This is a genomic window from Tabrizicola flagellatus, from assembly GCF_008271465.1.
Taxonomy (GTDB): Bacteria; Pseudomonadota; Alphaproteobacteria; order Rhodobacterales; family Rhodobacteraceae; genus Tabrizicola; species Tabrizicola flagellata.
In genome coordinates this window covers 453,516-476,320 of record NZ_VMDU01000002.1, presented here as the reverse complement: position 1 = coordinate 476,320, position 22,805 = coordinate 453,516, and the positions used below count along the sequence as shown (strand labels likewise).

Here is a 22,805-nt window from a genome sequence, read left to right as displayed (position 1 = left end):
TAGCGGTTCGGTGCGGGAATGTCACCCCTCGGCCACCAGATTTGGTGGTCAGGTGAAGGGGATCACCAGCCCCACGGCGATCAGCAGACAGCCCGAGGCCACGTTCAGCCGCCGCATCGCCTCGGGGCTGGAGAGAAGCCGCCGCGCCCGGTCGAGAAACCAGGCCAGCGCGAGGTTCCCCAGCATCGGGATCAGCGCCGAGATCAGGAGGATAGCGACGATATCGGGCGCCGTGACGCGCGACAGGTCGAAGAAGCCGGGCAGCACACCCATGTAGAACAGGATGGCCTTGGGGTTGCCGATCACGGCTGCGACGCCCACGGCAAAGCCGGCCCAGGCCCCCGGCCGGGTCAGTCGGCTGTCGGCGTCGATGGCGGCGGCGGGCTTGCGGATCAGCAGGATCCCCATGACCAGAAAGACCGCGGCCGCCACCCAGCGCAGCAGGCTGAGGAAGTCGCCATACAGCGACAGGATCCAGCTCAGCCCGAAGATCGCGGCCAGCGGCCAGATCAGGTCGCCCAGAGCCACGCCGACGGCCAACGGCCAGGCCCCGCGCATGCCGAAGGCCAGCGCGCGCGCGGTCAGTGCGACCCAGACCGGACCGGGGACTGCCCAGAGCGCGGCCATGCCCAGCGCGTAAAGCCAGAGTTGCCAGAGTGTGACGGTCATCGGCGGGCCTCAGAACAGACCGCCGAGAAGGTCGAGCGGTCGGGTCTCATCCCATGGCTCCCGCCCGAGATCAAGGACTTGCAGGTGCGCTTCGGCCTTGTCGCGGCAAAGCGCGCCGGTCCTCGCCCCGGTCATGTCGAGGTAGGTGAGCAGGTTGCCGACCGGTCGGAAGCCGGCGGCGGGATACAGCCTCGCCGTGCCGAACAACAGGACATGCCGGGCCGGCGATGCCTGCGCAGTGGCCAGCGCGGCCTGGAGAAGCGCGGCCGCATGGCCCTGCCCGCGATGCGCGGGATCGGTCGCCACGTCGGCGACGCCGGCGATTGTGACAAGCTCCTCGCCCAACCGTACCGCACGCAGTTGCACGGCGAGATGGGCGATGATGCGCCCCCCGTGACGGCGCAGGTGGCGCCAGCTGTGGCGGGTCTGAAAGAAGCTGCGCCCCCCGAAATCGGTGCGGAAGCAGCGTTTCAGCAAGGCAGCGATGGCGAGATCGTCTTCATTTGTGAGCTGATATTCGGCAATCGTCTCGACACTCATGCGTCCACCCGTGAACTGCCGTTCTGGTCACTGATGCTCAGCATCCGGCCCCGGTCGCCCAGCGCGGCAAACAGGTCGGCCTCGGTGCCGGTCATCAGCGCCTGCGCGTCGAGCTTGCAGATCTCGTCATACAGCGCGGCGCGGCGCCGGTCGTCGAGATGCGCGGCGACTTCGTCCAGCAGAAGGACCGGCGCCCGGCCCAGCTCCTGCGCAAGCGCACGGGCATTGGCCAGGATCAGGCTGATCAGCAGCGCCTTCTGCTCTCCGGTCGAACACTGGTCGGCGGGCATGTCCTTGGCGCTGTAGCGCGCCAGCAGGTCGGCGCGGTGCGGGCCGACCAGCGTGCGGCCCGCGGCAATGTCGCGCCGCCGGCTTTCGGCCAGCGCGCCGGCAAGGTCGGCCGGCTCCTCGCTGCCTTCGGGACCGGTCAGGGTCAGGTCGGCCGAGGGGAAGGCGCTGGCCGGGTCGGCCGCCTGCGCGATCCGGGCGATGGCCGCGCGGCGGTGGGCGGTGATCGCCTCCCCCGCCTCGGCCATCTGCGCCTCGAGCGCCGCATACCACTGGGCATCCGTCACCCCGTCCTTGATCAGCCGGTTGCGATCGCGCATCGCCTTTTCGTATATGAGCGTCTGTTCGGCATGCTCGGGAAAGAACGACAGGGTCATCCGGTCGAGAAACCGCCTGCGGCCCTCGGCGGCTTCGATCCAGAGCCGGTCCATAGCCGGGACCAGCCAGAGCACGCGCAACACGCGGCCCAGACTTGCCTGGGTCGCGGCCTTGCCGTCGATCCGCACCTGCCGCGCCTCGCCGGGTTCGGCCCAGGTGTCGATCTCATGTGCGGCAGAGAGGCCGCTGACCGTCGCAGAAATCTTCCAGCCCACACCGTCCGGCCTGCGGGCAAGATCCTCGGGGGCGGCGCGCCGCAGACCGCGGCCGGGAGAGAGCAGGGAAACCGCCTCGAGGATGTTGGTCTTGCCCGCGCCATTCGGTCCGGTGATGGCGACGGGGCGGCCGTCGAAGGCCAGCCGCGTGGCCCGGTGGCTGCGGAAATGCGTGAGCGCGAGGGTTTCGATCGCCAGACCGCCCACCGGGATTTCCTTTCAGACCAGGTGCTTGCGGCCGGCTCAGACCCGCATCGGCATCACGACATAGACCGCCGAAGTGTCATTGCCTTCGCGCATCAGGGTCGGGTCGGCGGCCGAGTTGAACAGGAAGACGGCATTCTCGCGGTCCACCTGGCTGGCGATTTCCAGCAGGTATTTCGCGTTGAAGCCGATCTCCAGCCGGTCGTCGCCATAGGCCACCGCCAGTTCCTCCTCGGCGGCGCCACTGTCAGGCGAATTCACCGACAGAACCAGCCGGTCCTCCTCCAGCGACAACTTGACCGCGCGCGAGCGTTCCGAGGACACGGTCGCCACGCGGTCCACCGCCTTGGCGAATTCCGAGGCGTCAACTTCCAGCTTGCGGGTGTTGCCGGTCGGGATGACGCGGGTGTAATCCGGGAAGGTGCCGTCGATGACCTTCGAGGTCAGCGTGATCGCCGGTGTCGCAAAGCGAACCTTCGTTTCGGAAACCGAGACGGCAATGGTGGCGTCGTCGTCGTCCAGAAGCTTGCGCAACTCGCCCACCGTCTTGCGCGGAACGATCACGCCCGGCATCCCCTCGGCCCCGTCCGGCAAGGGCGCGTCGATCCGGGCCAGCCGGTGGCCGTCGGTGGCAACGCAGCGCAGCACCTTGCCGCCCTCGCCCTGCGCCACATGCATGTAGACGCCGTTCAGGTAATAGCGCGTCTCCTCGGTGGAAATCGCGAATTTCGCCTTGTCGAACAGCCGCCGCAGCACCGGCGCCTTGGCGGAGAAGTTCGAGGAATATTCGCTGGAGGCCATCACCGGGAAGTCCTCCTTCGGCAGGGTCGCCAGGCTGAAGGTGGACCGGCCCGCCGTGATGGTCAGCCGCCCGGCGGCGGCATCCTCGGACAGGTTGACCAGCGCGCCGTCCGGCAGCTTGCGGACGATCTCGTGCAGCATGACCGCCGAGACCGTCGTCGCCCCGGCGCGTTCGACCATGGCGGGAGCGCGGTCCACCACCTCGATGTCGAGGTCGGTGGCGCGGAAGGACACCTGGTTGCCCTCGGCCTCGATCAGCACGTTGGCGAGGATCGGGATCGTGTTGCGGCGTTCGACCACCGACTGCGCCTGCGCCAGCGCCTTCAGCAGCGTGGCGCGTTCGATCGAGAGCTTCATCAGACTTCCCCCTGCCCCCCGTTGAAGGGACGACGAATTTACCCGGTTTTCACCGGTTCACAAGTGTCGATACGGACTGTGAAAGGCTTTCACGGGGCCGTCAAGTGCGGCCCCGGCGCCTAACCCTGCAACAGGCGGCGCAGAAGCTGAAGATCGTCGGCAAGCTGGCTGTCGGTCAGCATCAGCTCCTCGATCTTGCGCACTCCGTGCATGATCGTGGTGTGGTCGCGCCCGCCGAAGCGGCGGCCGATTTCCGGCAGGCTGCGCGGGGTCAGATGCTTGGCCAGATACATCGCCACCTGCCGCGGCCGGGCAATGGTGCGCAGCCGCTTGGGGCCGATCAGGTCGGACAGGCGGACGTTGTAATGTTCGGCCACCTTGCGCTGGATCTCCTCGATCGTCAGCTTGCGGTCGGAGGACCGCAGGATGTCGGCCAGGCAGTCCTGCGCAAGTTCCAGCGTGATCTCGCGCCCGACCAGCGAGGCGAAGGCGAACAGCCGGGTCAGAGCGCCTTCGAGCACGCGGACATTGGTGGTGATGCGGTGCGCGAGGAATTCCAGCACGCCGTCGGCCAGCACCAGACCGCGATACTGGGTGCGGTAGAACTCCACCTTCTGCTGCAGGATCCCTAACCGGAGTTCGTAATCCGTGGGATGCAGGTCCACGACCAGGCCGCATTGCAGGCGCGACTTGATGCGTTCTTCAAGATCCTTGATCTCGCCCGGGGCGCGGTCGGCGGAAATGACGATCTGCTTGTTGGCATCGACCAGCGCATTGAAGGTGTGGAAGAACTCTTCCTGGGTCGAATCCTTGCCGGCGATGAACTGCACGTCATCGACCATCAGCACATCGACGGACCGGAACAATTCCTTGAAATCCATCACCTGCCGGTCGCGCAGCGCCTGGACGAAGCGGTACATGAACTGCTCGGCCGACAGGTACAGCACGCGACGGTCCGGATGGCGGGCCTGAAGCTCGTGCGCGATGGCGTGCATCAGATGCGTCTTGCCGAGGCCGACGCCGCCATACAGGAACAGCGGATTGAAGGTCACTGGGCCGCCTTCGGCGACCCGGCGGGCCGCGGCGTGGGCCAGCTCGTTCGGCTTGCCGACGACGAAAGTATCGAAGGTAAAGCGGGCGTCCAGCGGCGCACCGGGCAGATCCTCGTCCGGGCCACGCGACCGCGCGGGCTTGCCGGCCGGCTTCGCTGCAGGCGGAGTCGCCACCGCGGCCGCGGCCCCGACGGCGAATTCCAGACGATCGACCGGGGCCCCCGCGCTGGACAGCTGGCTGCGGATATGGTCGCCGTAGTTGCGCTGCACCCAGTCGCCGAAGAAGATCGTCGGCACCTCGAACCGGGCCACCCCGTTCTTCAGCTGCGACAGCTTCAACGGTTCGATCCAGGTGGCATAATTGTGCTTGCCGACGCGTTTGATCAGCTCTTCGCGAACCTGCCCCCAGGTTTCATTCGTCATACTACAACCTGCCAATGTCCCTGAACCGAAAGCACGCAGCTTCGATCCTGCCTTTAACCCTTGTTGACCGATCCTGCCCCGACCAAACCCGCGGTTGGCCGGAGAGGCCATTCGCGCGAACGGTTTGTCGGGGGACTGAACGACACAAGGCGGCACTGCCGGCACACCGACAGCTGGGCCATGCAAAGCGGGATGGCTTGGATGCCATCTCCAATCCATTGATCCAGAAGAGAAAACTCAGACCAGGTTGCGCTTTGCGCGTCCGGTCCGTGCAGCAGCTTTCCCATCCAGATCCGTTCTTGTCCCCCAAGACGAAGTGAATCGCAGGCTGACGCTATCAAGGCCGCTGCGGGCACTGCAACCGAACAACGCGCTTGACAGGGCTTCGCCGAAATCGAATCCGGAGCCTCTGGCAAATCGGCAACGGGGCGCCGATCCCGACCGTTCGGGCCGGCAGAAACGACAAGGGGCACGGCCTTGCGGACGCGCCCCCTGGAGTGGATCCGGTGCTGTCGCCCGGGATCAGGCCTTGACGACGGCCTTCACGCGCGCGGCCAGGCGCGACATCTTGCGCGCCACGGTATTCTTGTGCAGCACGCCTTTCGTCACGCCGCGGGCGAGTTCCGGCTGGGCGGCCTTCAGCGCGGCCTGGGCGGCTTCGGCATTGCCCGAGGCGATGGCTTCCTCGACCTTGCGCAGGAAGGTGCGGATGCGCGAGCGGCGCGCCTTGTTCACGGCATAGCGCGCCTCGGACTGGCGGGCGCGTTTCTTGGATTGTTCGGTATTGGCCATGGGTGGCGTCCTTGCGGTCTGTCGGTTTCAATTCTGTCGCACGAAAGACCAGAAGGCCCCATCCCGGAGGATGGATCTGATTCTTGCCTAAGCGGGCCCACGCGCATGTGCCGCCGGCCTATATGGCAATGCAGCGGGAAAGGGAAGCCCCCGCATCACGGGGCGCGCGCGCGTCGATGACTTCGTCACTCCTCGCTGGCTCCCGACGAGAAGCCGGAGGCGCACGAGGAGGGTCGTCAGCGGTCGCGGAACTGCGGCTGGCGCTTTTCCAGGAAGGCGGCCATGCCTTCCTTCTGGTCCTCGGTGGCGAACATCGCGTGGAACATGCGGCGCTCGAACAGGAGGCCCTCGGAGAGCGGCGTTTCCTGCGCTCGGTTCACGCATTCCTTGACCACCATCGCGGTGACTGCCGATTTCTCGACGATCTTCTGCGCGGCCTTCATCGTCTCTTCGATGAGCGCCTTCGCGGGCACGACCCGGCTGACGAGGCCGCAGCGCTCCGCCTCGGCCGCGTCCATGAAGCGGCCGGTCAGGTGCATGTCCATCGACTTCGACTTGCCGACCGCGCGGGTCAGCCGCTGGGTGCCACCCATGCCGGCGACGATGCCGAGGTTGATCTCGGGCTGGCCGAACTTGGCGTTGTCGGCGGCGATGATGAAATCGGCCAGCATCGCCAGCTCGCAGCCGCCGCCCAGGCAATAGCCCGCGACCGCCGCGATGATCGGCTTGCGGGCGCGGGAGATCACCGCCGCCTCCGGCCCGAACAGATCATCGAAGAAGACGTCGATGAAGCTCTTTTCGGCCATCTCCTTCACGTCTGCCCCGGCCGCAAAGGCCTTTTCGGACCCGGTGATGACGATGCAGCGGACGCGGTCGTTGGCTTCTGCTGCCGTCACCGCCGCCGCAAGCTCGCGCATCAGCTGCGCATTCAGGGCGTTCATCGCATCGGGGCGGTTGAGCCGGATCAGCGAGACATAGTCCTCGGTCTCGACGATCAGCGTTTCATAGGCCATCTCGGCCTCCCTGTGGTCAGTCGCGGTGACTCCTAGCACCAAACGGCGCGTTGGCAAGTCACCTCTGGCAGGCGGGGCACCAGAACGAGGACCGTCCCGACTGCACGCTGCGGGTCACCATGCCGGGGCAGCCGGGCGTCTCGCAAGGCTCGCCTTCCCGATCATAGACCTGAAAATGCTTGGAAAAATAGCCAAGCTCGCCATTGGCCTGCCGGAAGTCGCGCAAGCTGGATCCACCCGCCTCGATCGCCTCGGCCAGCACGTCGCGGATGATCGGCACCAGGGCGCGGACCTGCCCTTCCTCGAGGTCCCCGGCCAGCCGCAACGGGCTGATCCGCGCGCGATACAGCGTCTCGGCCACGTAGATGTTGCCCAGCCCCGCCACGATCCGCTGGTCCAGAAGCGCCGCCTTGATCGGCGTCCTGCGGCCCTTCAGACGCCCGGCGAGGTAGGGCTCGTTGAAGTCGTTGCCGAAGGGTTCGGGGCCGAGGTCCTTCAACAGCATGTTGTCTGCGGCCCGGTCAGTCGGCATCAGGTCCATCGCGCCAAAGCGGCGGGCATCGTTGAAGGTGACCCGTGCGCCACCCTCCATGTGCAGCACCACATGGTCGTGCTTCTGCGGCGCGGGATGGTCATGATGGAAGGTGCCGATCTGCGCGCCCGAGACCAGCATCCGCCCCGACATGCCCAGATGCACCAGCAGCGTCTCGCCCGAGGAGAGATCGGCCAGCAGGTATTTCGACCGCCGCCGCAGCGCCGTCACCCGCTGCCCCGTCAGCCGCTCGGCCATCCGCTCCGGCAAGGGCCAGCGCAGGTCGGGGCGGTTGACCTCGGCCCTTGCGATCACCGCGCCTTCCAGCACCGGCTGAAGGCCGCGGCGGACGGTTTCGACTTCGGGCAGTTCGGGCATTCAGACCTCGCGCAGGACGGCCTCTGCCTTCTCCCGCAATGCGGCGTAGCCCACAACATACTTGTGCGCCTGCACCACCCTGCCCCTGCGGAAGTGAAAGACCAGATACCAGCCCTGCGACTCGGTCACCGCCTCGAGGTCGCGCCACCTGTGCGTGGTCGCCCCGAACCACCAGCGCGGCAGCGTGATCGTGTCGCGGTCATAACTGATCTCGTAAAGGCTCGTGTGCAGGGCCAGGTAGATCACCGTCAGCAGGGCCAGCGTCCCCGGACCCCAGACCGGGGCCCGCATCTGCCACAGGACCACCACCAGCGCCGCCAGTACGCCCCAGCAGAGCAGCCTCAGCCCCAGCGTCGCCCGCAGCCGCCGGGTGCCCAGCGTCTCTGCGACCGGCCCGCCGACACCGATCAGCGAGACAAGACGTGACGCGCCATCCGGCCGGTGCAGCTCTGCCCCCTCGGGCACCAGTCCCGCAGGCATCCGCTTGCGCAGGCGCCAGGCCAGCACCAGGCGGACCAGATACATCGCCACCGCCAGCCCCAGAAGGCCCAGGACGAACCAGACGTAATGCTCTACCTCGGCCGGCATTGCCCCCCCTGCGGCAGATTGCGGTTTCCCTTCGCCAGGTTCGGGCGCTATATCCGCGGCGGATGGCAATTTTCGGGCAGCTGCGCATGACCGGCGACAAGACCACGCACTTCGGCTTCCAGGACGTGCCCGAGGCCGAAAAGGCCGGGATGGTGCATGGCGTCTTTTCGCGCGTGGCCTCGAAATACGACATCATGAACGACGCCATGTCGCTGGGCATCCACCGGCTGTGGAAGGACGCGATGATGGACTGGCTGGCCCCGCGTCCCGGCCAGCGGCTTCTGGACGTGGCGGGCGGCACCGGCGACGTGGCCTTCCGCTTCCTGAAACGCGCGCCCGGCGCGCAGGCCGTCGTCTGCGACATGACCGAGCCGATGCTGGTGGAGGGCCGCAAGCGCGCCGAGGCGGAAAGCCTGGCGCACAGCCTCGACTGGGTGGTGGGCGACGCCATGGCGCTGCCCTTTGCCGACAACAGCTTCGACGTCTACACCATCTCCTTCGGGATCCGGAACGTGACCCGCATCCCCGACGCGCTGTCCGAGGCCTTCCGCGTGCTGAAACCCGGCGGGCGGCTGATGGTGCTGGAGTTCAGCCAGATCCCGAACGACCTGATGCAGAAGGTCTATGACCTCTATTCCTTCAACATAATCCCGGTCATGGGCCAGGTGATCGCGGGCGACCGCGCCAGCTACCAGTATCTCGTCGAATCCATCCGCAGATTCCCCGATCAGGAAAGCTTCGCCGCGATGATCCGCGCCGCCGGGTTCGAGCAGGTGAAATACCGCAACCTGACCATGGGCATCGCGGCCCTCCATTCCGGGTGGAAGCTGTGAGGACCTGCCGCTCATCGGTCCCGTTCGGTCCCTCTTCGCTGTCGCGCCCCGCGATGAGCGACCGAAGGGATGCGAAGAGCCGCCCGGAGCGCGCCGCATGAAGGGCCCGCACAACATCGTCCGCCTGATCCGCACCGGCGCCACGCTGGAACGCACCGGCGCCATGGACGTGGTGCTGGAAGCCTTCCGCGCGCCCCCCCGCCTGCGCTTTGCCGCGCGGATGCTGGGCTGGCCCTTCAAGTGGCTGGGTCTGAAGGGCGACCCCGAGCTCCCCCCCGCCACCCGGGCGCTGACCGCGCTGGGGCCGGCCTACATCAAGTTCGGCCAGGTCCTCTCCACGCGCCCCGACATCGTGGGCGAGGAACTGGCCGACCAGTTGAAATACCTTCAGGACAAGTTGCCCCCATTCCCGACCGAGACCGCCAGGAACATGATCGAGGCGGAGCTCGAGGTGCCGGTCTCCGACCTGTTCTCCGACTTCTCCGAACCCGTCGCCGCCGCCTCGATCGCCCAGGTCCACCGGGCGCGGCTGGCCGATACCGGCGAGGAGGTCGCCGTCAAGGTGCTCCGTCCCGGGATCGAGCGCGCCTTCCGCAAGGACATCGACGCCTTCTACCTCGCCGCCCGCTGGATCGAGCGGCTGGCTCCCTTCAGCCGCCGCCTGCGCCCCGTGGACGTGATCGCCCATTTCGAAGGCGTGGTGATGGGAGAGCTGGACCTGCGGCTGGAAAGCTCCTCGGCCGCCGAGTTCGCGGCGAACACCGCGCAGGACGAAGGTTTCCAGGTGCCGAAGCCGCACTGGTTCCTGTCGTCGCGCAACGTGATGACGCTGGGCTGGGCGGAAGGGATCGGGCTGAACGATGTCGAGGCGATCGAGGCCGCCGGACACGACCGCCGGGTGCTGGGCGCCCGCGTGTTGCAGCTGTTCCTGAACCACGCGCTGCGCGACGGCTTCTTCCATGCCGACATGCACCAGGGCAACCTGAAGGTGGCCGCGAACGGCGACATCATCGCCTATGACTTCGGCATCATGGGACGGATCGACGAATACACCCGCCGGGTCTATGCCGAGATCCTGATGGGCTTCATCCGCAAGGATTACCGTCGCGTGGCCGAGGTGCATTTCGAGGCGGGTTACGTTCCGGCAGACCGCGACATCGACGAATTCGCCCGTGCCCTGCGCGCCGTGGGCGAGCCGATCTTCGGCATGGACGCCAGCCGGATCTCGATGGCCCGCCTTCTCGCCTATCTGTTCGAGGTGACGGAACGCTTCGGGATGGAGACGCGGACCGAGCTGATCCTTCTGCAACGGACGATGGTCGTGGTGGAAGGCGTGGCGCGGTCGCTCGACCCGCACATCAACATCTGGCAGGTCGCCAGCCCCATCGTCGAACGCTACATCCGCGAGAATGTCGGCCCCAGGGCCGTGCTACGCGATCTGGTCAAGACCACGCGGGTGCTGGCCCGCTTCGGCCCGAAGCTGCCCGCGCTGGTCGAGGCGCAACTGATCCGCGCCGGGAACCCGGCCACGCAGCCGCCACGCCCGCAATCCTCGCTGCGCTGGGTTTTCTGGCCCGCTCTGGCAGCGGTCGCCTTCGCCGCCGGATGGCTGGCAAGGGCGATGATCTAGGGCCGGACACCCTCAGTAGCCGCCCGGTCCCGCCTGCCCCTCGCGCCCTCCGGTAAGCCTGCGGAACCCCGCAACAGCCGCCCCGGCGGCGGCAGACAGGAACTTCGTGTCGCCGCCCACCGTCGTCATGTCGAAGCCCCAGCCGATGGCGCGGGCAGCGTAGTCGGGCGTCCCGCAATGCAGCGCGGCGCGCAGGCCGTTGCGCTTGCAGGCGGCCAGGATCTTCCGGAAGGCTTCCTGCATCTCGGGCTCTTCCCGGTCCATGCCGGGGGCCAGACGCCCGGCCGACAGCGAAATCGACAGGTCAGCGGGCCCGACATAGATCCCGTCCAGCCCCGGCGTGGCGGTGATGGCGTCGAGGTTCGTCATGGCCTCGGCGGTCTCGATCATCGCGAAGGCCAGGATGTTGGCGTTGGCCTGCGAGGCATAGTCCCCCTGCGCCGCGAAGGCCGCCCGCGTCGGGCCGAAGCTGCGCACGCCCAGCGGCGGATAGCGCAGATAGCTGACGAATCGCGCGGCCTCCTCGGCGGTGTTCACCATCGGGCAGATGATGCCCTGCGCGCCCGCGTCCAGCGCCTTCATGATGATGCCGGGTTCCAGCCAGGGCACCCGCGTCAGCAGCACCGCGCCGCTTGCGCGCATCGCCTGCAACATGGGCAGGAGGTCTGAGTAATCCAGCGCGCCGTGCTGCATGTCCACGGTCAGCGAATCGAAGCCCTGCGCCGCCATGATCTCGGCCGCGAAGGGGCTGGCGATGGAGCACCAGCCGTTGACCGTGGGCCTGCCCTCGGCCCAGAGCGCCTTGAGTCGGTTGGGAAACATGCGCCCTCCTCAGCCGCCCTTGAGCCGCTGCAACAGATAGACCTCGCTGTCCGGCTTCACCGGCGCGGCGCGGTTGTTGGCGATGACCTCGCCGTCCACCGCCACCGACAGGCCGGCCGCCACCGCCGGCGCCAGCCCCGGATGCGCCTTGACCAGCGCATCCAGCATCTGGCCCACGGTCGCGGCTTCGACCTCCACCACCTCCTGCCCCTCGGCAAAGCGCCTGAGGCTCGCCCAGAGATGGACCCTGGCCATGCCTTACCCCTTCGCCGCCTTGATCGCCGCCAGCACCTTGGGCGGAGAGCAGGGCAGGCTGCGGATGCGGACACCCGTCGCCCCGGCGATGGCCGAGGCGATGGCGGGCAGGGGCGGGGTGATCCCCGTCTCGCCCACGCCGCGCACGCCGTAGGGATGGCCGGGGTTCGGCACCTCGATGATCACCGTGTCGATCATCGGCAGGTCCGAGGCCACCGGGATCCGGTAGTCGAGGAACACCGGGTTCTGCAGCCGCCCGTCGGGGCCGTAGATATATTCCTCGTTCAAGGCCCAGCCGATGCCCTGCGCGGCACCGCCCTGATACTGGCCCTCGACATAGGCCGGGTGGATCGCGGTCCCTGCATCCTGCACCACCAGATAGCGCAGGACGGTGGTCCGCCCCGTTTCCGGGTCCACCTCGACATCGACGACATGGGTGCCGAAGCTGGCGCCATATCCGCCCGCCGTCACCTCGTGGTGGCCCGAGATCGGCCCGCCGGTCGAACCCATCTTGGCACCGATCTCGCCGATGGTCATCGGCGGGTGCTTGCCCGCGTTCGGGCCTGCCGGATGGGCCGCGCCGTCACGCCATTCCACCGCCTCGGGCTCGATCCCCCATTCAGCCGCCGCGCGGCGGCACATCTCGCGGATGGCCTGGTTGGCCGCCTCGATCGCCGCCTTGCCGCTGGCAAAGGTCGCGCGGCTGCCATGGGTGGGTTCGTTCACCCCGAGCGCCCCGGTTTCCACCACGTTCACCCGGACATTCTCATACGGAATACCCAGATGCTCGGCCACCATGAGCCCGATCGAGGCCCGGCTGCCGCCGATGTCGGGCGTGCCAACGGAGACCGTGGCCGTCCCGTCCTCGCCGATGGCGAGGCTGACGGAGGTCTCGCCGCCATGGTTGAACCAGAAGCCCGAGGCCACCCCCCGGCCCTGATTGGGGCCCAGCGGGATGGAATAGTTCGGATGCGCCCTGGCGGCCTGCAACGTCTCTTGCAGGCCGATCACGTCATAGACCGGGCCATAGCTGGACTTGGACCCGTTCTTCGCCCCGTTCTTCAGCCGCACCTCGATGGGGTCGAGGTTCAGCTCGCGGCACAGTTCGTCGATCATGCTTTCCACCGCAAAGGCTGCCATGGGCGAGCCCGGCGCGCGATAAGCCGCGGCCTTGGGGCGGTTGGTGATGATCTCGATCCCCTCGTGCTTCAGCGCGGGGATGTCGTAGCAGGCAAAGGCGCAGGGCAGCGCCTCGCCGATGGGCGACATGCCGGGGAAGGCCCCGCCCTGCATGCGGAAATAGACCTGGCCGGCAGTGATCGTGCCGTCCTTCTTCATGCCGATCTTCACGTCCATCGAGGCGCTGGCCGTCGGCCCCGTGGCGCGCAGCACCTCGGACCGGCTCATCACCAGCTTCACCGGCCGCCCGCCTGCCTTCTTCGACAGCGCCAAGGTCAGCGGCTCCATGAAGATCGTGGTCTTGCCCCCGAAGCCGCCACCGATTTCCGAGGGCGTCACCCGCAGGTTCGCCGCCTCGATGCCAAGGACGGCGGCGCTCATCCGCCGGATGTACCAGTGGCCCTGGGTGCAGACCCACATCTCGCCGCGCCCGTCCTCGCCCAGCTGGCCCACTGCGGCATGCGGCTCGATATAGCCCTGATGGGTGGCCTCGGTGCGGTAGGTATGCTCGCGCACCACGTCGGCGGCGGCAAAGCCCGCCTCGACATCGCCGTGCCCGAACTCCATGTAGCGGGCGACGTTGCCGTGCATGCCTTCCGGCACCGAATAGTCGGCGACGCCGGGCCGGATCACCGGAGCGTCCGGGGCGATGGCGGCATCGACATCGGTCACATGCGGCAGGACCTCGTATTCCACCTCGATCAGCCGCGCCGCGTCCTGCGCCAGTAGCTGCGAGGTCGCCGCCACCGCCGCCACCGCGTGCCCGTCATAAAGCGCCCGGTCCCCGGCCAGCGTGTTGTCCTGCAGGTTCAGGTCCTCGCCCGTAAGGCCGGTCGGAAGGTCGGCCCGCGTGACCACGGCCTTGACCCCCTCCAGCGCCAGGGCCTTCGAGGCGTCGATCTTCACGATCCGCGCATGGGCATGGGGGCTGCGGACCACGGCGGCCCAGAGCATTCCGGGCAGCGAGAAATCCGCGCCATAGCGCGCCCGGCCCGTCACCTTGTCGAGGCCATCGGGGCGGTTCGGCCGCGTGCCGATCAACTTGTATCCGGTCTTCACATCATCCCGTGCCATCACGCAGCCCCCCGATGATCCTGACGCATTTCCGCCGCCGCATCCTGCACGGCGCGCACGATCTTGTCATAACCCGTGCAGCGGCACAGGTTCCCGGCCAGCCAGTAGCGGATTTCCGTGTCCGTCGGGTCCGGGTTCCGCTCCAGCAAAGCCTTCGCGGCCACCAGGATCCCCGGCGTGCAGAAGCCGCACTGCAAGGCCGCATGTTCGATGAACTTGCGCTGCAAGGGGTGCAGCTCTTCCTTCGCCATGCCCTCGATGGTTTCCACCCGCTTGCCGTTGGCCTCGGCCGCCAGCATCAGGCAGGAACAGACCAGCGTGCCGTCCACAGTGACCGAACAGGCGCCACAGTCGCCGGTGCCGCAACCTTCCTTGGTGCCGGTCAGGTCCAGATGGTTGCGCAGCGCGTCCAAGAGCGTCTCGCGCGGGTCGGCGAGAAACTCCACCGGGTCGCCGTTGACGGTGGCTGTGACGTGAATCTTGCTCATGCCTTCATTCCTTTCGCCCGGTCATAGGCGATCCTGGCCGCCCGGCGGGCCAGCACGCCCGCCACCTCGATGCGGAACTCCTTCGTCCCGCGCTTGTCCGAAATGGGTTTCGCCGCGCCCTTGGCCGCCTTGGCCAGAGCGGCCAGCGCCGCATCGTCCAGCGTCGTGCCGATGATGGCCTGCGCGCAAGCCTCGGACAGGATCACCGTGGGCGCCACCGCCCCCAGCGCCACCCGCGCCTCTGCGACCCTGTCGCCGTCCAGCCGCAGGTTCACCGCGCAGCCGACGACGGCGATGTCCATCTCGGTCCGCGGAATGAAGCGCAGATATGCGTCGCCCCCGTTCTTCGCCCGCGGCGGCAGGGTGATCGCCGAGATCACCTCGCCCTTCGCAAGCGAGGTCCTGCCCGGCCCCACCGGCACCTGTTCCACCGGAATGTCGCGGCTGCCCTTCGGCCCCGTCACCGTGACCACGGCCCCGGCGGCGAACAGACCCGGCACCGAATCGGCGGCCGGAGAGCCGTTGCACAGGTTCCCCGCCAGCGTCGCCCGGCCCTGCACCTGGGTCGAGCCGACCAGGTTCATCCCCTCCACGACGCCCGGCCAGTCGCGCACCAGTTCCTTGTGCGCGCCGAGAACGATGCCGGGCACGGCGACACCGATTCGCCAGCCGCCCTCGGGCGTCTTCTCGATCCGGTCCACGCCCGGAATGTGCTTGAGGTCGATCAGGTCGTCCGGCTGCACCATCCCGGCGCGCATCTGCACCAGGACATCGGTGCCGCCGGCCAGAAAGCGAAGGGTTCCGGTCGATGCCGCGGCGATCGCGGCCGCGTCCTGAAATGTTGTCGGGGTGTGGTATCGCATTGCGCCTCCCTACCTGTCCTTGGGCGGTCTCGTGTCGCCGTTCGCCGCCGACTTTGCGGCAGTCGGACCGCCGCCGCAATGCCAGTCTGCGACTTTCCCGGCCCGCCGCCGACCTCCGGCTTCAAGAAAGCGCCAATCCCGGGGCACAGGATGGCCGCCCCGTGCATGGCCACCATCGGGAGCGCAACGGCCCGCGCCCCCGGACAAGGGGCACGGGTCCAGGGTCAACGGTCCGCTGGGGCAGGTCGCGGACAGACACGAGAGGAACCCGGTCGGCGGCATCCCCGCTCGCCTGGTCCTGCCGACCCCGCCTCGTCTAGCGCAGCGTGTCGGTCGAGGAGAAGAACATCGCCTGGCTGACCGCCGAGCGCACCTGTTCCTCGGTATAGGGCTTGTTGATCAGGAAGGCCGGCTCTGGCCGGTCCCAGGTCAGAAGCCGTTCGGGGAAGGCGGTGATGAAGATGCGGTGATGAAGATCACGGGGATGTCGCCGAACTGGGCCAGGATCTCGTTCACCGCCTCGATGCCCGAGGAATTGTCGGCCAGCTGAATGTCGGCCAGGATCAGGTCGGGCCTGTCCGCCGCGGCAAGGCGCACCGCCTCGCGGTGGGTGCGGGCGGTGGCGGTGACCCGGTGGCCCATGCCCTCGACGATGGCCGAGATATCCATGGCGATGATCGCCTCGTCCTCGATCACCAGGACCGCGCCGCGCACCGACTGTTCCATCTCGCGGATGGCGATGTCGATCAGCTCGGCCGCCTCGGCCTCGGACGTGTCCATGCTCGCGGCGACATCGGTGGTGCCGAAACCCTAGATCGTGTTCAACAGCAGCGCCTCGCGCGAGTTGGGCGTCAGCGCGGCCAGATGTGCCTGCGCGACACCGGCGATGGCGTCCTCGGCCTCGGCGACCAGCACGCCCGAGGTGGACCAGATCGAATGGAAGATCACGAAGAGCGACACCTTCGGGTCGCGATGCGCGCCCGGCACCCCGGGTCTGCCACGATCGATTCCAGCACCGCCACCCCATACTGGTCGCCGCTGGCCTGGTTGCCGGTCAGCGCGCGCGCATGGCGCCGCAGATAGGGCAGGTGCCGCGCCACGGTTGCCGAGTGGTCCACCGCTTCCTGTGCAAGCATGAGGTCTGCCTCCATGTTTCGTGGCATGTTTTCTGCTTCTCGTCGGGAACCGAACGCGGCAGCTGGCGTTTGGTTCCCGAAGCTCAGGAAAAATTTCGAGCAGACCAAAAAAATCACGGAACCATGACAGCCTCTGCGCGTTGCGGTCCGAAGGAACAGGAAGCTGATGCGATGAGTAACGAGAGGAATGGGGATGGGCCGGACAGACGGGCCATCCGGGCACAGATCGACGAGAACCTGAAGCGGGTCTATGCGGCCACGCTGAACGAGGAGTTGCCGGACCGCTTCCGGGAGCTTCTCGCGCAGCTGAAGGCCCGCGACAGTGCCGGCAAGGACGGTGCGGCATGACCGCCCGGGCCGTGGTCGTGCCGCTGGTGCCGGAAGATCCGCGCGACCGGCTGGCCGGGGCGATCCCCAGGCTCCGCGCCTTCGCGATCAGCCTGACCCGCGAGGTGTCGCGGGCCGACGACCTGGTGCAGGACACGATCCTGAAGGCCTGGACCAACATGGACAAGTTCGACCCGGCGACGAACCTGGATGCCTGGCTGTTCACCGTCCTGCGCAACACCTTCTACTCCAGCCTGCGCAAGACCCGGCGCGAGGTGCAGGACAGCGACGGCGTCCATGCCGGGGCGCTGTCGGTCAAACCAGCACATGACAGCCGCCTGGCCCTTCAGGAATTCCAGCGCGCTTTCGACAAGCTGAGCCCCGAACACCGCGAGGTCCTGATCCCGGTCGGCGCTTCGGGCTTTTCCTGCGAGGATGCGCCCGCGCTCAGGGCAAATGGCGGTGGATCACCGTCACGCCGACCATCCGTCGCGCCATCAGCGCGATCGCGGCGCGGCGCAGCGGCGGGACCAGCAGCAGAAGGCCCAGCGCATCGGTGAAGAAACCCGGCAGGATCAACAGCACCGCCGCCACGGCGACCAGCGCCTGATCCACCAGCGGCGACAGCGGATCCTCGGCCATCCGGCCCCGGAACCCCTCGACGAACTCCTGTCGCCGCACCGACAGGCCGGAGGCGGCCAGCCGGCGCAGGATGAACAGGCCACCCGCCGCCGTCAGCAAGACCCAGGCCAGGGTCAGCCAAAGGCCCAGCCGCGCGCCCAGGGTCACGAACAGCGCGATTTCCACCAGGGGAAGCGCCAGGATTGCCAGGATGATCGCCATCGCCACTCTCCGCCCGCCCGATCCGGTCTCGTGTGGTAGACTTCGGCGGGTGCCCACCCTACATAGGGGCAAACCGTGCCCATTCCAACGGAACACCAAAGGTTCAGAGGTCAGTAATGAACGGCTCCTTGATCCAGCTCCTGGTCCTTGCCGGGATCGCGATCTTTCTCATCCTCAAGCTCCGTTCCGTGCTGGGCACCCGCGACGGCTTCGAAAAGCCGCCGATCCCCCTGGAGAACGTCCGCCCCCGCATCCGTCGCGACTTCGAGGTGATCGAGGGCGGTCCCGACCGCGACATCATCGACCATGTCGCCGAAGGCTCGGATGCCGCCCGGGCCCTGGCCGAGATGAAGAAGGCCGAACCCGCCTTTGCGGTGGGCCCCTTCCTGCAGGGCGCGCGCGGCGCCTACGAGATGATCCTGACCGCCTTCGAGAAGGGCGAACTGGATCGCATCCGCCCCTTCCTGGCCGATGACGTCGAGGCGAGCTTTGCCGAGGCCATCGCCGCGCGCGAGGCCGAGGGCCTGACCATCGAGGCCAATTTCCTCGGCATCAAGGAACTTGCCCTGCACGACGCGACCTACAACCCCGACAGCCGGATGGCCGAGATCTCGGTCCGCTTCGCCGCAGACCAGACCTATGTCGTGCGCAACAAGGCCGGCGAGATCGTCGAGGGCTCCCCGCGCGAGGTGAAGAAGACCCGCGATATCTGGACCTTCGCGCGCCAGATGGGGTCGGACGACCCGAACTGGCAGCTTGTCGCGACCGGCGACTGACCGCTGTGCCATGTCCGCGGCCCGGTCCCTTGCTCTGGCCTTCCTCGCGGTCGTGGTCGGCCTGATGCCCGCCCGACCCGCCAGGGCCGAGCTTCTGGACTTCGACGCGCTCGACGGCTGGATGGAGGACGACCATCTGGCCGCGCTGACCGCCTTTCTCGGCACCTGCGACCTGATCGACCAGCCCGACTGGAAGCCGATCTGCGCCGTTGCCGCCGACGTGCCGAAGGACGACGCATCGGCCCGCAGCTTCTTCGAGCTGTTTTTCCGGCCCGTGCTGGTGGGCCAGCCGCCCGCGCTCTTCACCGGCTACTTCGAGCCGGAACTCGCAGGCTCGCCCATCCGCACCGGCCGGTTCCAGTACCCGATCTACCGCCGCCCGCCCGAACTGCAGGACGGCGTGCCCTATCACACCCGAGCCGCCATCGAAGGCGGCGCGATCGCGGGCCGGGGGCTGGAACTGGCCTGGCTCGACGACCCGGTGGATGTCTACTTCCTCCAGGTGCAGGGTTCGGGCCGCATCCGCATGACCGACGGCACGGTGATCCGCGTCGGCTATGCCGGCAAGAACGGCCACTCCTACCGCTCGGTCGGGCAAGAGATGGTGCGCCGCGGCACCCATACGCTCGACCAGGTCTCGGCGCCGGAAATCGCCACCTACGTCCGCTCAAACCCCTCGACCGGGCGGGCGCTTCTGGACACCAACCCCTCCTATGTCTTCTTCCGCAAGATCGGCACGCTGCGCCCCGAGGACGGCCCGATCGGCGCCATGGGGCGTTCGATCACCGCGATGCGCTCTGTCGCCATCGACCCCAAGTTCACGCCCCTCGGCGCACCGGTCTGGATCGAGAAGGACGGCCGCCGTCCGATCCGCAGCCTGATGGTGGCGCAGGATACCGGAGGGGCGATCAAGGGCATGCAGCGCGCCGACATCTTCTACGGCACCGGCAAGGACGCGGGCGATGCCGCGGGCACGGTGAAGGACCCCGGCCGCATGGTGCTCCTCCTGCCCATCGACCGCGCCTTCGCGACGCTGGAAGACGACTGAGGCCATGCGCCGCCGCCGCACCCTTTCGCCCGAGGAAGCCGACCTCTGGCGCAGCGTCGCGCGGACTACGCGGCCGCTGCACACGGCACGGCTGCCCCTGCCGACCGACCCGGCACCGGCGCCGGAACCGCCCCCGCCGATGACGCCAGCGAAGCCGCGCCTTCCGCCCTTCGCCCTGGGCGAGAAGGCGCGCAGCCCGGAACGGCTCGACCTCGCCCCGACGCTGCCGCAGCTTCTCGGCCAGGCGCCCCTGCGGATGGATGCCGGCACCCATGCGAAGATGACGCGCGGCAAGCTCGCCCCGGAGGCGCGGATCGACCTGCACGGCATGACGCTGGCCGAGGCGCACCCCGAACTGATCCGCTTCGTCCTGAACGCCCATGCCGCCGGTCTGCGCCTCGTCCTCGTCATCACCGGCAAGGGCAAGCAACGCGACGACGGCGGCCCGATCCCGCAAAGGACCGGCGCGCTCCGCCACCAGGTGCCGCACTGGCTCCACCTGCCGCCGCTCGGCCCCGTGGTGCTGCAGGTGAGCGAGGCACACCTGAAACACGGCGGCAGCGGCGCCTATTACGTCTATCTCCGCCGCCGCTGACTGCTCGTCGATGACTGCGTCACTCCTCGCACCGCACCGACGAGGAGACGAAGTCGAACGAGGAGGCCGCGCAGCCGCCCGGCCAAGCGCCCCTATTGCCCCTCGGCGATCGCCCCGACCGGAGCCAGCACGATCTCGGTTGCGTTGCGGACCGTCAGCACCAGCCCCGGCAAGAGGCCGACCCGCGCCCGGGCATCGGCGGTGAAGGCGTCCGCGATCCCCACCAGCCCGCCGAAAAGGTTCAGAAGGGCGGGGTTCTCGCCCAGGTTCAGGTGCCCGGTCCCGGTGGAATAGGCGGCAGTGTCGAGGTAGATCACGTTCAGATCGGCAATCTTCGCCACGCCGTCGATGTTGCCCAGCCGCTCGCCGCTGCCCGAGATCGTTGCCGAGATGTTCAGGATCCGGTCGCGCGAACTGCCGAAGATCACGAAGGGCTCGGGCAGCTTGCCGATGTCGCGCGCCTGCGACCGGAATACGTCCAGGTCCAGGTCCGGCGCGATCAGCACCACGCCCTTGATCCGCTCCAGCGCCCTCGGCCCGTCCTGCAACGCCTCCTGCCGCAAGGCCTCCATCGTCAGGAAGGCGCCCATGGAGTGGGCCACCAGGATCACGCTCTTCGCGCCCGCGGCCTCGACCTCGTCGATCAGAGCCACCAGGCCGCTGCGCGAGGCGATCACCGAATCCTTGTCATAGACATAGCCCAGCGCCGACCCGCGCGAGGGCCAGGCGAAATGCACCGCGACGCCCGGCACCTTCAGGTCGTGGTGCATCTGCGCCACCCGATAGACGCCCTCGGCCATGGTGTTGTTGAAGCCGTGGACGTAGATCACCACATCCGTCTGCCCCCGCCGCTTCAGCGCCCCGCTGAGCGCCGCGCGGAACTCGTTCCCCGAGCCGAATCGCTGCCAGTCCAGCAGCAGGAAATCCTTCCGCGCGTCGGGCTTGCGGGTCTTCGGCGGCCAGTTGACCTTGCCCGGCTCGCGCTCGGGCGGGATGCTGACGTCATAGCGCAGGAAATTTGCCGCCTCCGAACGCTCGAAACCGAAGCCCTCCGGCCCCTCGGCGCGGGTCGTGCCGACGAAGATCGCCTCCGGGGTGCCCCCGGCCAGTCCGGCCGGAGCCTTCTCGAACTCTCCCCGCGCCGCGCAGCCGGCGAGGATCAGGACAATCAACAGCTTGCGCAACCTGCTCTCCCTTTACGACCGAACCTTGCCCGACCGGCCGGCGGGGTCAAGACGCGCCCGCGGGTGGACAGCGGCGCCCCGCCGCCGCTAACCTCCGGGGATCACGAAAGGAACCCGAAATGAAACTTTCCGGCAAGACCGCCCTCGTCACCGGCGGCAACCGCGGCATCGGGCTGGCCACCGTCCGCGCCTTGGCCGAAGCAGGGGCCGAGGTCCATTTCACCACCCGCAGCGCAGCCAATCTCGCCGCCGCAAGGCGCGAGTTGGGCGAGATCCCGGCCATCGGCCATCTGGCCGACATGACCGACCGGATCGCCATGACCACGCTTCTTGAACGGGGCTTCGACATCCTGGTCAACAACGCCGCGGTGATCGGCCCGATCGGCCGGATCCTCGATGTCTCGGCCGAGGACTGGGCGCGCAGCATCGACATCAACCTCACCTCGGCCTTCCACGCCACCCAACGCGCCCTGGCCGGAATGGTTGCACGGGGCGGGGGGACCATCGTCAACATCTCCTCCGGCGCCGCGCACCGCCCGCAGGAGGGCTGGTCGGCCTATTGCGCGGGCAAGGCAGGGCTGGCGATGCTGACCCGCTCCATCCATCTCGAATACGGCGCGCAGGGCGTCCGCGTCTTCGGCTTCGCGCCGGGGGTGGTGGACACCGACATGCAAGGCGCGATCCGCGCCTCCGGCATAAATCCGGTCTCGAGGATCCCCCGCTCCGATCTCGCTCCGCCCGACCAGCCGGCCCGCGCCATCGCCTGGCTCTGCACACCCGAGGCCGATGCGCTCGCCGGGCAGGAACTGGACATCCGCGCCCCCGATTTCCGCGCGATGGCGGGCCTGCCGCCGCTGGCCTAGCGCGGAAAGGCCTCGGCGCCCCACAGCTCCCGCACCCGCGCGTCGCGGCCGCAGGCCTTGCGATAGAACTTGTAGGCATTGGCCTGCGACTTCGGCCCCGCGCGGGTCAGGACGATGTTCGAGCCTTTCCAATAGTCCTGGTGATAGTCCTCGGCACGCCAGAAGGTTCCTGCGTCGAGGACCGGGGTGACGATCTTCCGCCCCAGCGCCGCCTCGGCCCGAGCCACTTCGGCCTCGGCCGCCTGCCGCTGCGCCTTGCCTTGCACGAAAATCGCCGTCCGGTAGGAATCACCGCGGTCGCAGAATTGCCCGCCCGGGTCCAGCACATCGACCGACCGCAGGAACAGCCCGATCAGGTCGCCGTAAGAAATCACCTCGGGGTCGAAGGTGATCTCCACCGCCTCCAGATGCCCCTCGTGGTTGCGGTAGGTCGGGTTCGCCAGCGTGCCGCCGGTATAGCCAGACACCACGGCGCTGACGCCCTTCACCTGTTCGAAATCCGCTTCCACGCACCAGAAGCAGCCCCCGGCGACGATCGCCGTGTCTGCCTGCGCGGACCCCGTCAGCCCAGCCAGAACCACCAGACACCACCGCAGCATCGCGCCCTCCCGCCCCGAACGGACAAAGGCTGATCCCGCATCGCGCCGCGCGTCCAGTCA

The 22,805-nt window shown here is 68.1% G+C and carries 25 protein-coding genes and 1 pseudogene; 8 read left to right on the top strand and 18 right to left on the bottom strand.

Annotated elements, in window-relative coordinates; translation table 11 throughout:
* Nucleotides 1–48: 48 nt before the first annotated feature.
* From FL625_RS05400 to FL625_RS05360, 9 genes are all read right to left on the bottom strand, one after another.
* Nucleotides 49–669: a LysE family translocator gene (locus tag FL625_RS05400; protein ID WP_149587596.1), complete on the bottom strand. Its 621-nt coding sequence runs from the start codon at nucleotides 667–669 to the stop codon at nucleotides 49–51.
* 9 nt (nucleotides 670–678) lie between these two features.
* Nucleotides 679–1,209 (bottom strand): GNAT family N-acetyltransferase, encoded by a 531-nt coding sequence (locus tag FL625_RS05395; protein WP_149587595.1) that lies wholly within the window; start codon nucleotides 1,207–1,209, stop codon nucleotides 679–681.
* Entirely contained in the window at nucleotides 1,206–2,297 is a 1,092-nt protein-coding gene (gene recF, locus FL625_RS05390; protein ID WP_149587594.1) for a DNA replication/repair protein RecF, read from the bottom strand. Before recF ends, FL625_RS05395 begins: the two co-directional genes overlap by 4 nt.
* A gap of 36 nt (nucleotides 2,298–2,333) precedes the next feature.
* Nucleotides 2,334–3,452, bottom strand: coding sequence for a DNA polymerase III subunit beta (dnaN, locus tag FL625_RS05385; RefSeq protein ID WP_149587593.1), 1,119 nt, complete (start codon nucleotides 3,450–3,452; stop codon nucleotides 2,334–2,336).
* 119 nt (nucleotides 3,453–3,571) lie between these two features.
* Entirely contained in the window at nucleotides 3,572–4,927 is a 1,356-nt protein-coding gene (gene dnaA / locus FL625_RS05380) for a chromosomal replication initiator protein DnaA (RefSeq protein ID WP_149587592.1), read from the bottom strand.
* A gap of 522 nt (nucleotides 4,928–5,449) precedes the next feature.
* Nucleotides 5,450–5,719: a 30S ribosomal protein S20 gene (gene rpsT / locus FL625_RS05375; protein WP_149587591.1), complete on the bottom strand. Its 270-nt coding sequence runs from the start codon at nucleotides 5,717–5,719 to the stop codon at nucleotides 5,450–5,452.
* 236 nt (nucleotides 5,720–5,955) lie between these two features.
* Nucleotides 5,956–6,732 (bottom strand): enoyl-CoA hydratase, encoded by a 777-nt coding sequence (locus tag FL625_RS05370; RefSeq protein ID WP_149587590.1) that lies wholly within the window; start codon nucleotides 6,730–6,732, stop codon nucleotides 5,956–5,958.
* 58 nt (nucleotides 6,733–6,790) lie between these two features.
* The gene (gene mutM, locus FL625_RS05365) at nucleotides 6,791–7,642 is read right to left on the bottom strand and encodes a bifunctional DNA-formamidopyrimidine glycosylase/DNA-(apurinic or apyrimidinic site) lyase (protein ID WP_149587589.1); all 852 of its coding nucleotides are present in this window, start codon (nucleotides 7,640–7,642) and stop codon (nucleotides 6,791–6,793) included.
* Nucleotides 7,643–8,230 (bottom strand): hypothetical protein, encoded by a 588-nt coding sequence (locus FL625_RS05360; protein WP_149587588.1) that lies wholly within the window; start codon nucleotides 8,228–8,230, stop codon nucleotides 7,643–7,645.
* An 86-nt stretch (nucleotides 8,231–8,316) separates the two neighbouring features.
* Here FL625_RS05360 and ubiE point away from each other — a divergent pair, with 86 nt between their 5' ends.
* Nucleotides 8,317–9,063: a bifunctional demethylmenaquinone methyltransferase/2-methoxy-6-polyprenyl-1,4-benzoquinol methylase UbiE gene (gene ubiE / locus FL625_RS05355; protein WP_149587587.1), complete on the top strand. Its 747-nt coding sequence runs from the start codon at nucleotides 8,317–8,319 to the stop codon at nucleotides 9,061–9,063.
* A gap of 97 nt (nucleotides 9,064–9,160) precedes the next feature.
* Nucleotides 9,161–10,693, top strand: coding sequence for a 2-polyprenylphenol 6-hydroxylase (gene ubiB / locus FL625_RS05350; RefSeq protein WP_149587586.1), 1,533 nt, complete (start codon nucleotides 9,161–9,163; stop codon nucleotides 10,691–10,693).
* A 12-nt stretch (nucleotides 10,694–10,705) separates the two neighbouring features.
* Here the strand turns inward: ubiB and FL625_RS05345 are convergent, their stop codons facing one another.
* The 6 genes and pseudogenes from FL625_RS05345 to FL625_RS05320 form a co-directional block, all read right to left on the bottom strand.
* Nucleotides 10,706–11,515 (bottom strand): HpcH/HpaI aldolase family protein, encoded by an 810-nt coding sequence (locus tag FL625_RS05345; protein ID WP_149587585.1) that lies wholly within the window; start codon nucleotides 11,513–11,515, stop codon nucleotides 10,706–10,708.
* A 9-nt stretch (nucleotides 11,516–11,524) separates the two neighbouring features.
* Nucleotides 11,525–11,770, bottom strand: a complete 246-nt coding sequence (locus tag FL625_RS05340; protein ID WP_149587584.1) for a MoaD/ThiS family protein — start codon at nucleotides 11,768–11,770, stop codon at nucleotides 11,525–11,527.
* Nucleotides 11,771–11,773: 3 nt separating this feature from the next.
* Nucleotides 11,774–14,023: a xanthine dehydrogenase family protein molybdopterin-binding subunit gene (locus tag FL625_RS05335; protein WP_149587583.1), complete on the bottom strand. Its 2,250-nt coding sequence runs from the start codon at nucleotides 14,021–14,023 to the stop codon at nucleotides 11,774–11,776.
* Nucleotides 14,023–14,511: a (2Fe-2S)-binding protein gene (locus FL625_RS05330; RefSeq protein ID WP_149587582.1), complete on the bottom strand. Its 489-nt coding sequence runs from the start codon at nucleotides 14,509–14,511 to the stop codon at nucleotides 14,023–14,025. The genes FL625_RS05335 and FL625_RS05330 overlap by 1 nt, the downstream gene beginning before the upstream one ends.
* Nucleotides 14,508–15,374, bottom strand: a complete 867-nt coding sequence (locus tag FL625_RS05325; RefSeq protein WP_149587581.1) for an FAD binding domain-containing protein — start codon at nucleotides 15,372–15,374, stop codon at nucleotides 14,508–14,510. The genes FL625_RS05330 and FL625_RS05325 overlap by 4 nt, the downstream gene beginning before the upstream one ends.
* A gap of 316 nt (nucleotides 15,375–15,690) precedes the next feature.
* Nucleotides 15,691–16,510 (bottom strand): annotated as a pseudogene (locus tag FL625_RS05320) (response regulator).
* Nucleotides 16,511–16,681: 171 nt separating this feature from the next.
* Between FL625_RS05320 and FL625_RS18050 the strand changes: the two are divergent.
* Nucleotides 16,682–16,858 (top strand): NepR family anti-sigma factor, encoded by a 177-nt coding sequence (locus FL625_RS18050; RefSeq protein WP_160147734.1) that lies wholly within the window; start codon nucleotides 16,682–16,684, stop codon nucleotides 16,856–16,858.
* Nucleotides 16,855–17,397 carry a sigma-70 family RNA polymerase sigma factor gene (locus FL625_RS05315; RefSeq protein ID WP_149587580.1) on the top strand — a complete coding sequence of 181 codons (543 nt, stop codon included), beginning with the start codon at nucleotides 16,855–16,857 and terminating at the stop codon, nucleotides 17,395–17,397. Before FL625_RS18050 ends, FL625_RS05315 begins: the two co-directional genes overlap by 4 nt.
* Here the strand turns inward: FL625_RS05315 and FL625_RS05310 are convergent.
* On the bottom strand, nucleotides 17,285–17,680 hold the full coding sequence (locus FL625_RS05310; RefSeq protein WP_149587579.1) for an FxsA family protein: 396 nt from the start codon (nucleotides 17,678–17,680) through the stop codon (nucleotides 17,285–17,287). The two genes, FL625_RS05315 and FL625_RS05310, sit on opposite strands and share 113 nt — an antisense overlap.
* A gap of 116 nt (nucleotides 17,681–17,796) precedes the next feature.
* On the opposite strand from FL625_RS05310, the gene FL625_RS05305 reads away from it, so the two are divergent.
* The 3 genes from FL625_RS05305 to FL625_RS05295 are packed head-to-tail and all read left to right on the top strand — an operon-like array spanning nucleotide 17,797 to nucleotide 20,099.
* On the top strand, nucleotides 17,797–18,456 hold the full coding sequence (locus tag FL625_RS05305; protein ID WP_149587578.1) for a Tim44/TimA family putative adaptor protein: 660 nt from the start codon (nucleotides 17,797–17,799) through the stop codon (nucleotides 18,454–18,456).
* 10 nt (nucleotides 18,457–18,466) lie between these two features.
* On the top strand, nucleotides 18,467–19,504 hold the full coding sequence (mltA, locus tag FL625_RS05300) for a murein transglycosylase A (protein WP_149587577.1): 1,038 nt from the start codon (nucleotides 18,467–18,469) through the stop codon (nucleotides 19,502–19,504).
* A gap of 4 nt (nucleotides 19,505–19,508) precedes the next feature.
* Nucleotides 19,509–20,099 (top strand): Smr/MutS family protein, encoded by a 591-nt coding sequence (locus FL625_RS05295; RefSeq protein WP_149587576.1) that lies wholly within the window; start codon nucleotides 19,509–19,511, stop codon nucleotides 20,097–20,099.
* A 92-nt stretch (nucleotides 20,100–20,191) separates the two neighbouring features.
* Here the strand turns inward: FL625_RS05295 and FL625_RS05290 are convergent, their stop codons facing one another.
* Nucleotides 20,192–21,283: an alpha/beta hydrolase gene (locus FL625_RS05290; protein ID WP_149587575.1), complete on the bottom strand. Its 1,092-nt coding sequence runs from the start codon at nucleotides 21,281–21,283 to the stop codon at nucleotides 20,192–20,194.
* 119 nt (nucleotides 21,284–21,402) lie between these two features.
* Between FL625_RS05290 and FL625_RS05285 the strand changes: the two genes are divergently transcribed.
* On the top strand, nucleotides 21,403–22,146 hold the full coding sequence (locus FL625_RS05285; protein WP_149587574.1) for an SDR family NAD(P)-dependent oxidoreductase: 744 nt from the start codon (nucleotides 21,403–21,405) through the stop codon (nucleotides 22,144–22,146).
* Here FL625_RS05285 and msrA read toward each other — a convergent pair.
* Nucleotides 22,143–22,745 carry a peptide-methionine (S)-S-oxide reductase MsrA gene (msrA, locus tag FL625_RS05280; RefSeq protein WP_149587573.1) on the bottom strand — a complete coding sequence of 201 codons (603 nt, stop codon included), beginning with the start codon at nucleotides 22,743–22,745 and terminating at the stop codon, nucleotides 22,143–22,145. The two genes, FL625_RS05285 and msrA, sit on opposite strands and share 4 nt — an antisense overlap.
* Between the last annotated feature and the right edge of the window lie 60 nt (nucleotides 22,746–22,805).

Coding starts and splice junctions, on each gene's coding strand:
- FL625_RS05400 (WP_149587596.1), bottom strand. CDS start 669: ATGACCGTCACACTCTGGCAACTCTGGCTTTACGCGCTGGGCATGGCC.
- FL625_RS05395 (WP_149587595.1), bottom strand. CDS start 1,209: ATGAGTGTCGAGACGATTGCCGAATATCAGCTCACAAATGAAGACGAT.
- dnaN (WP_149587593.1), bottom strand. CDS start 3,452: ATGAAGCTCTCGATCGAACGCGCCACGCTGCTGAAGGCGCTGGCGCAG.
- dnaA (WP_149587592.1), bottom strand. CDS start 4,927: ATGACGAATGAAACCTGGGGGCAGGTTCGCGAAGAGCTGATCAAACGC.
- rpsT (WP_149587591.1), bottom strand. CDS start 5,719: ATGGCCAATACCGAACAATCCAAGAAACGCGCCCGCCAGTCCGAGGCG.
- FL625_RS05370 (WP_149587590.1), bottom strand. CDS start 6,732: ATGGCCTATGAAACGCTGATCGTCGAGACCGAGGACTATGTCTCGCTG.
- mutM (WP_149587589.1), bottom strand. CDS start 7,642: ATGCCCGAACTGCCCGAAGTCGAAACCGTCCGCCGCGGCCTTCAGCCG.
- FL625_RS05360 (WP_149587588.1), bottom strand. CDS start 8,230: ATGCCGGCCGAGGTAGAGCATTACGTCTGGTTCGTCCTGGGCCTTCTG.
- ubiE (WP_149587587.1), top strand. CDS start 8,317: ATGACCGGCGACAAGACCACGCACTTCGGCTTCCAGGACGTGCCCGAG.
- ubiB (WP_149587586.1), top strand. CDS start 9,161: ATGAAGGGCCCGCACAACATCGTCCGCCTGATCCGCACCGGCGCCACG.
- FL625_RS05345 (WP_149587585.1), bottom strand. CDS start 11,515: ATGTTTCCCAACCGACTCAAGGCGCTCTGGGCCGAGGGCAGGCCCACG.
- FL625_RS05340 (WP_149587584.1), bottom strand. CDS start 11,770: ATGGCCAGGGTCCATCTCTGGGCGAGCCTCAGGCGCTTTGCCGAGGGG.
- FL625_RS05335 (WP_149587583.1), bottom strand. CDS start 14,023: ATGGCACGGGATGATGTGAAGACCGGATACAAGTTGATCGGCACGCGG.
- FL625_RS05330 (WP_149587582.1), bottom strand. CDS start 14,511: ATGAGCAAGATTCACGTCACAGCCACCGTCAACGGCGACCCGGTGGAG.
- FL625_RS05325 (WP_149587581.1), bottom strand. CDS start 15,374: ATGCGATACCACACCCCGACAACATTTCAGGACGCGGCCGCGATCGCC.
- FL625_RS18050 (WP_160147734.1), top strand. CDS start 16,682: ATGAGTAACGAGAGGAATGGGGATGGGCCGGACAGACGGGCCATCCGG.
- FL625_RS05315 (WP_149587580.1), top strand. CDS start 16,855: ATGACCGCCCGGGCCGTGGTCGTGCCGCTGGTGCCGGAAGATCCGCGC.
- FL625_RS05310 (WP_149587579.1), bottom strand. CDS start 17,680: ATGGCGATCATCCTGGCAATCCTGGCGCTTCCCCTGGTGGAAATCGCG.
- FL625_RS05305 (WP_149587578.1), top strand. CDS start 17,797: ATGAACGGCTCCTTGATCCAGCTCCTGGTCCTTGCCGGGATCGCGATC.
- mltA (WP_149587577.1), top strand. CDS start 18,467: ATGTCCGCGGCCCGGTCCCTTGCTCTGGCCTTCCTCGCGGTCGTGGTC.
- FL625_RS05295 (WP_149587576.1), top strand. CDS start 19,509: ATGCGCCGCCGCCGCACCCTTTCGCCCGAGGAAGCCGACCTCTGGCGC.
- FL625_RS05285 (WP_149587574.1), top strand. CDS start 21,403: ATGAAACTTTCCGGCAAGACCGCCCTCGTCACCGGCGGCAACCGCGGC.
- msrA (WP_149587573.1), bottom strand. CDS start 22,745: ATGCTGCGGTGGTGTCTGGTGGTTCTGGCTGGGCTGACGGGGTCCGCG.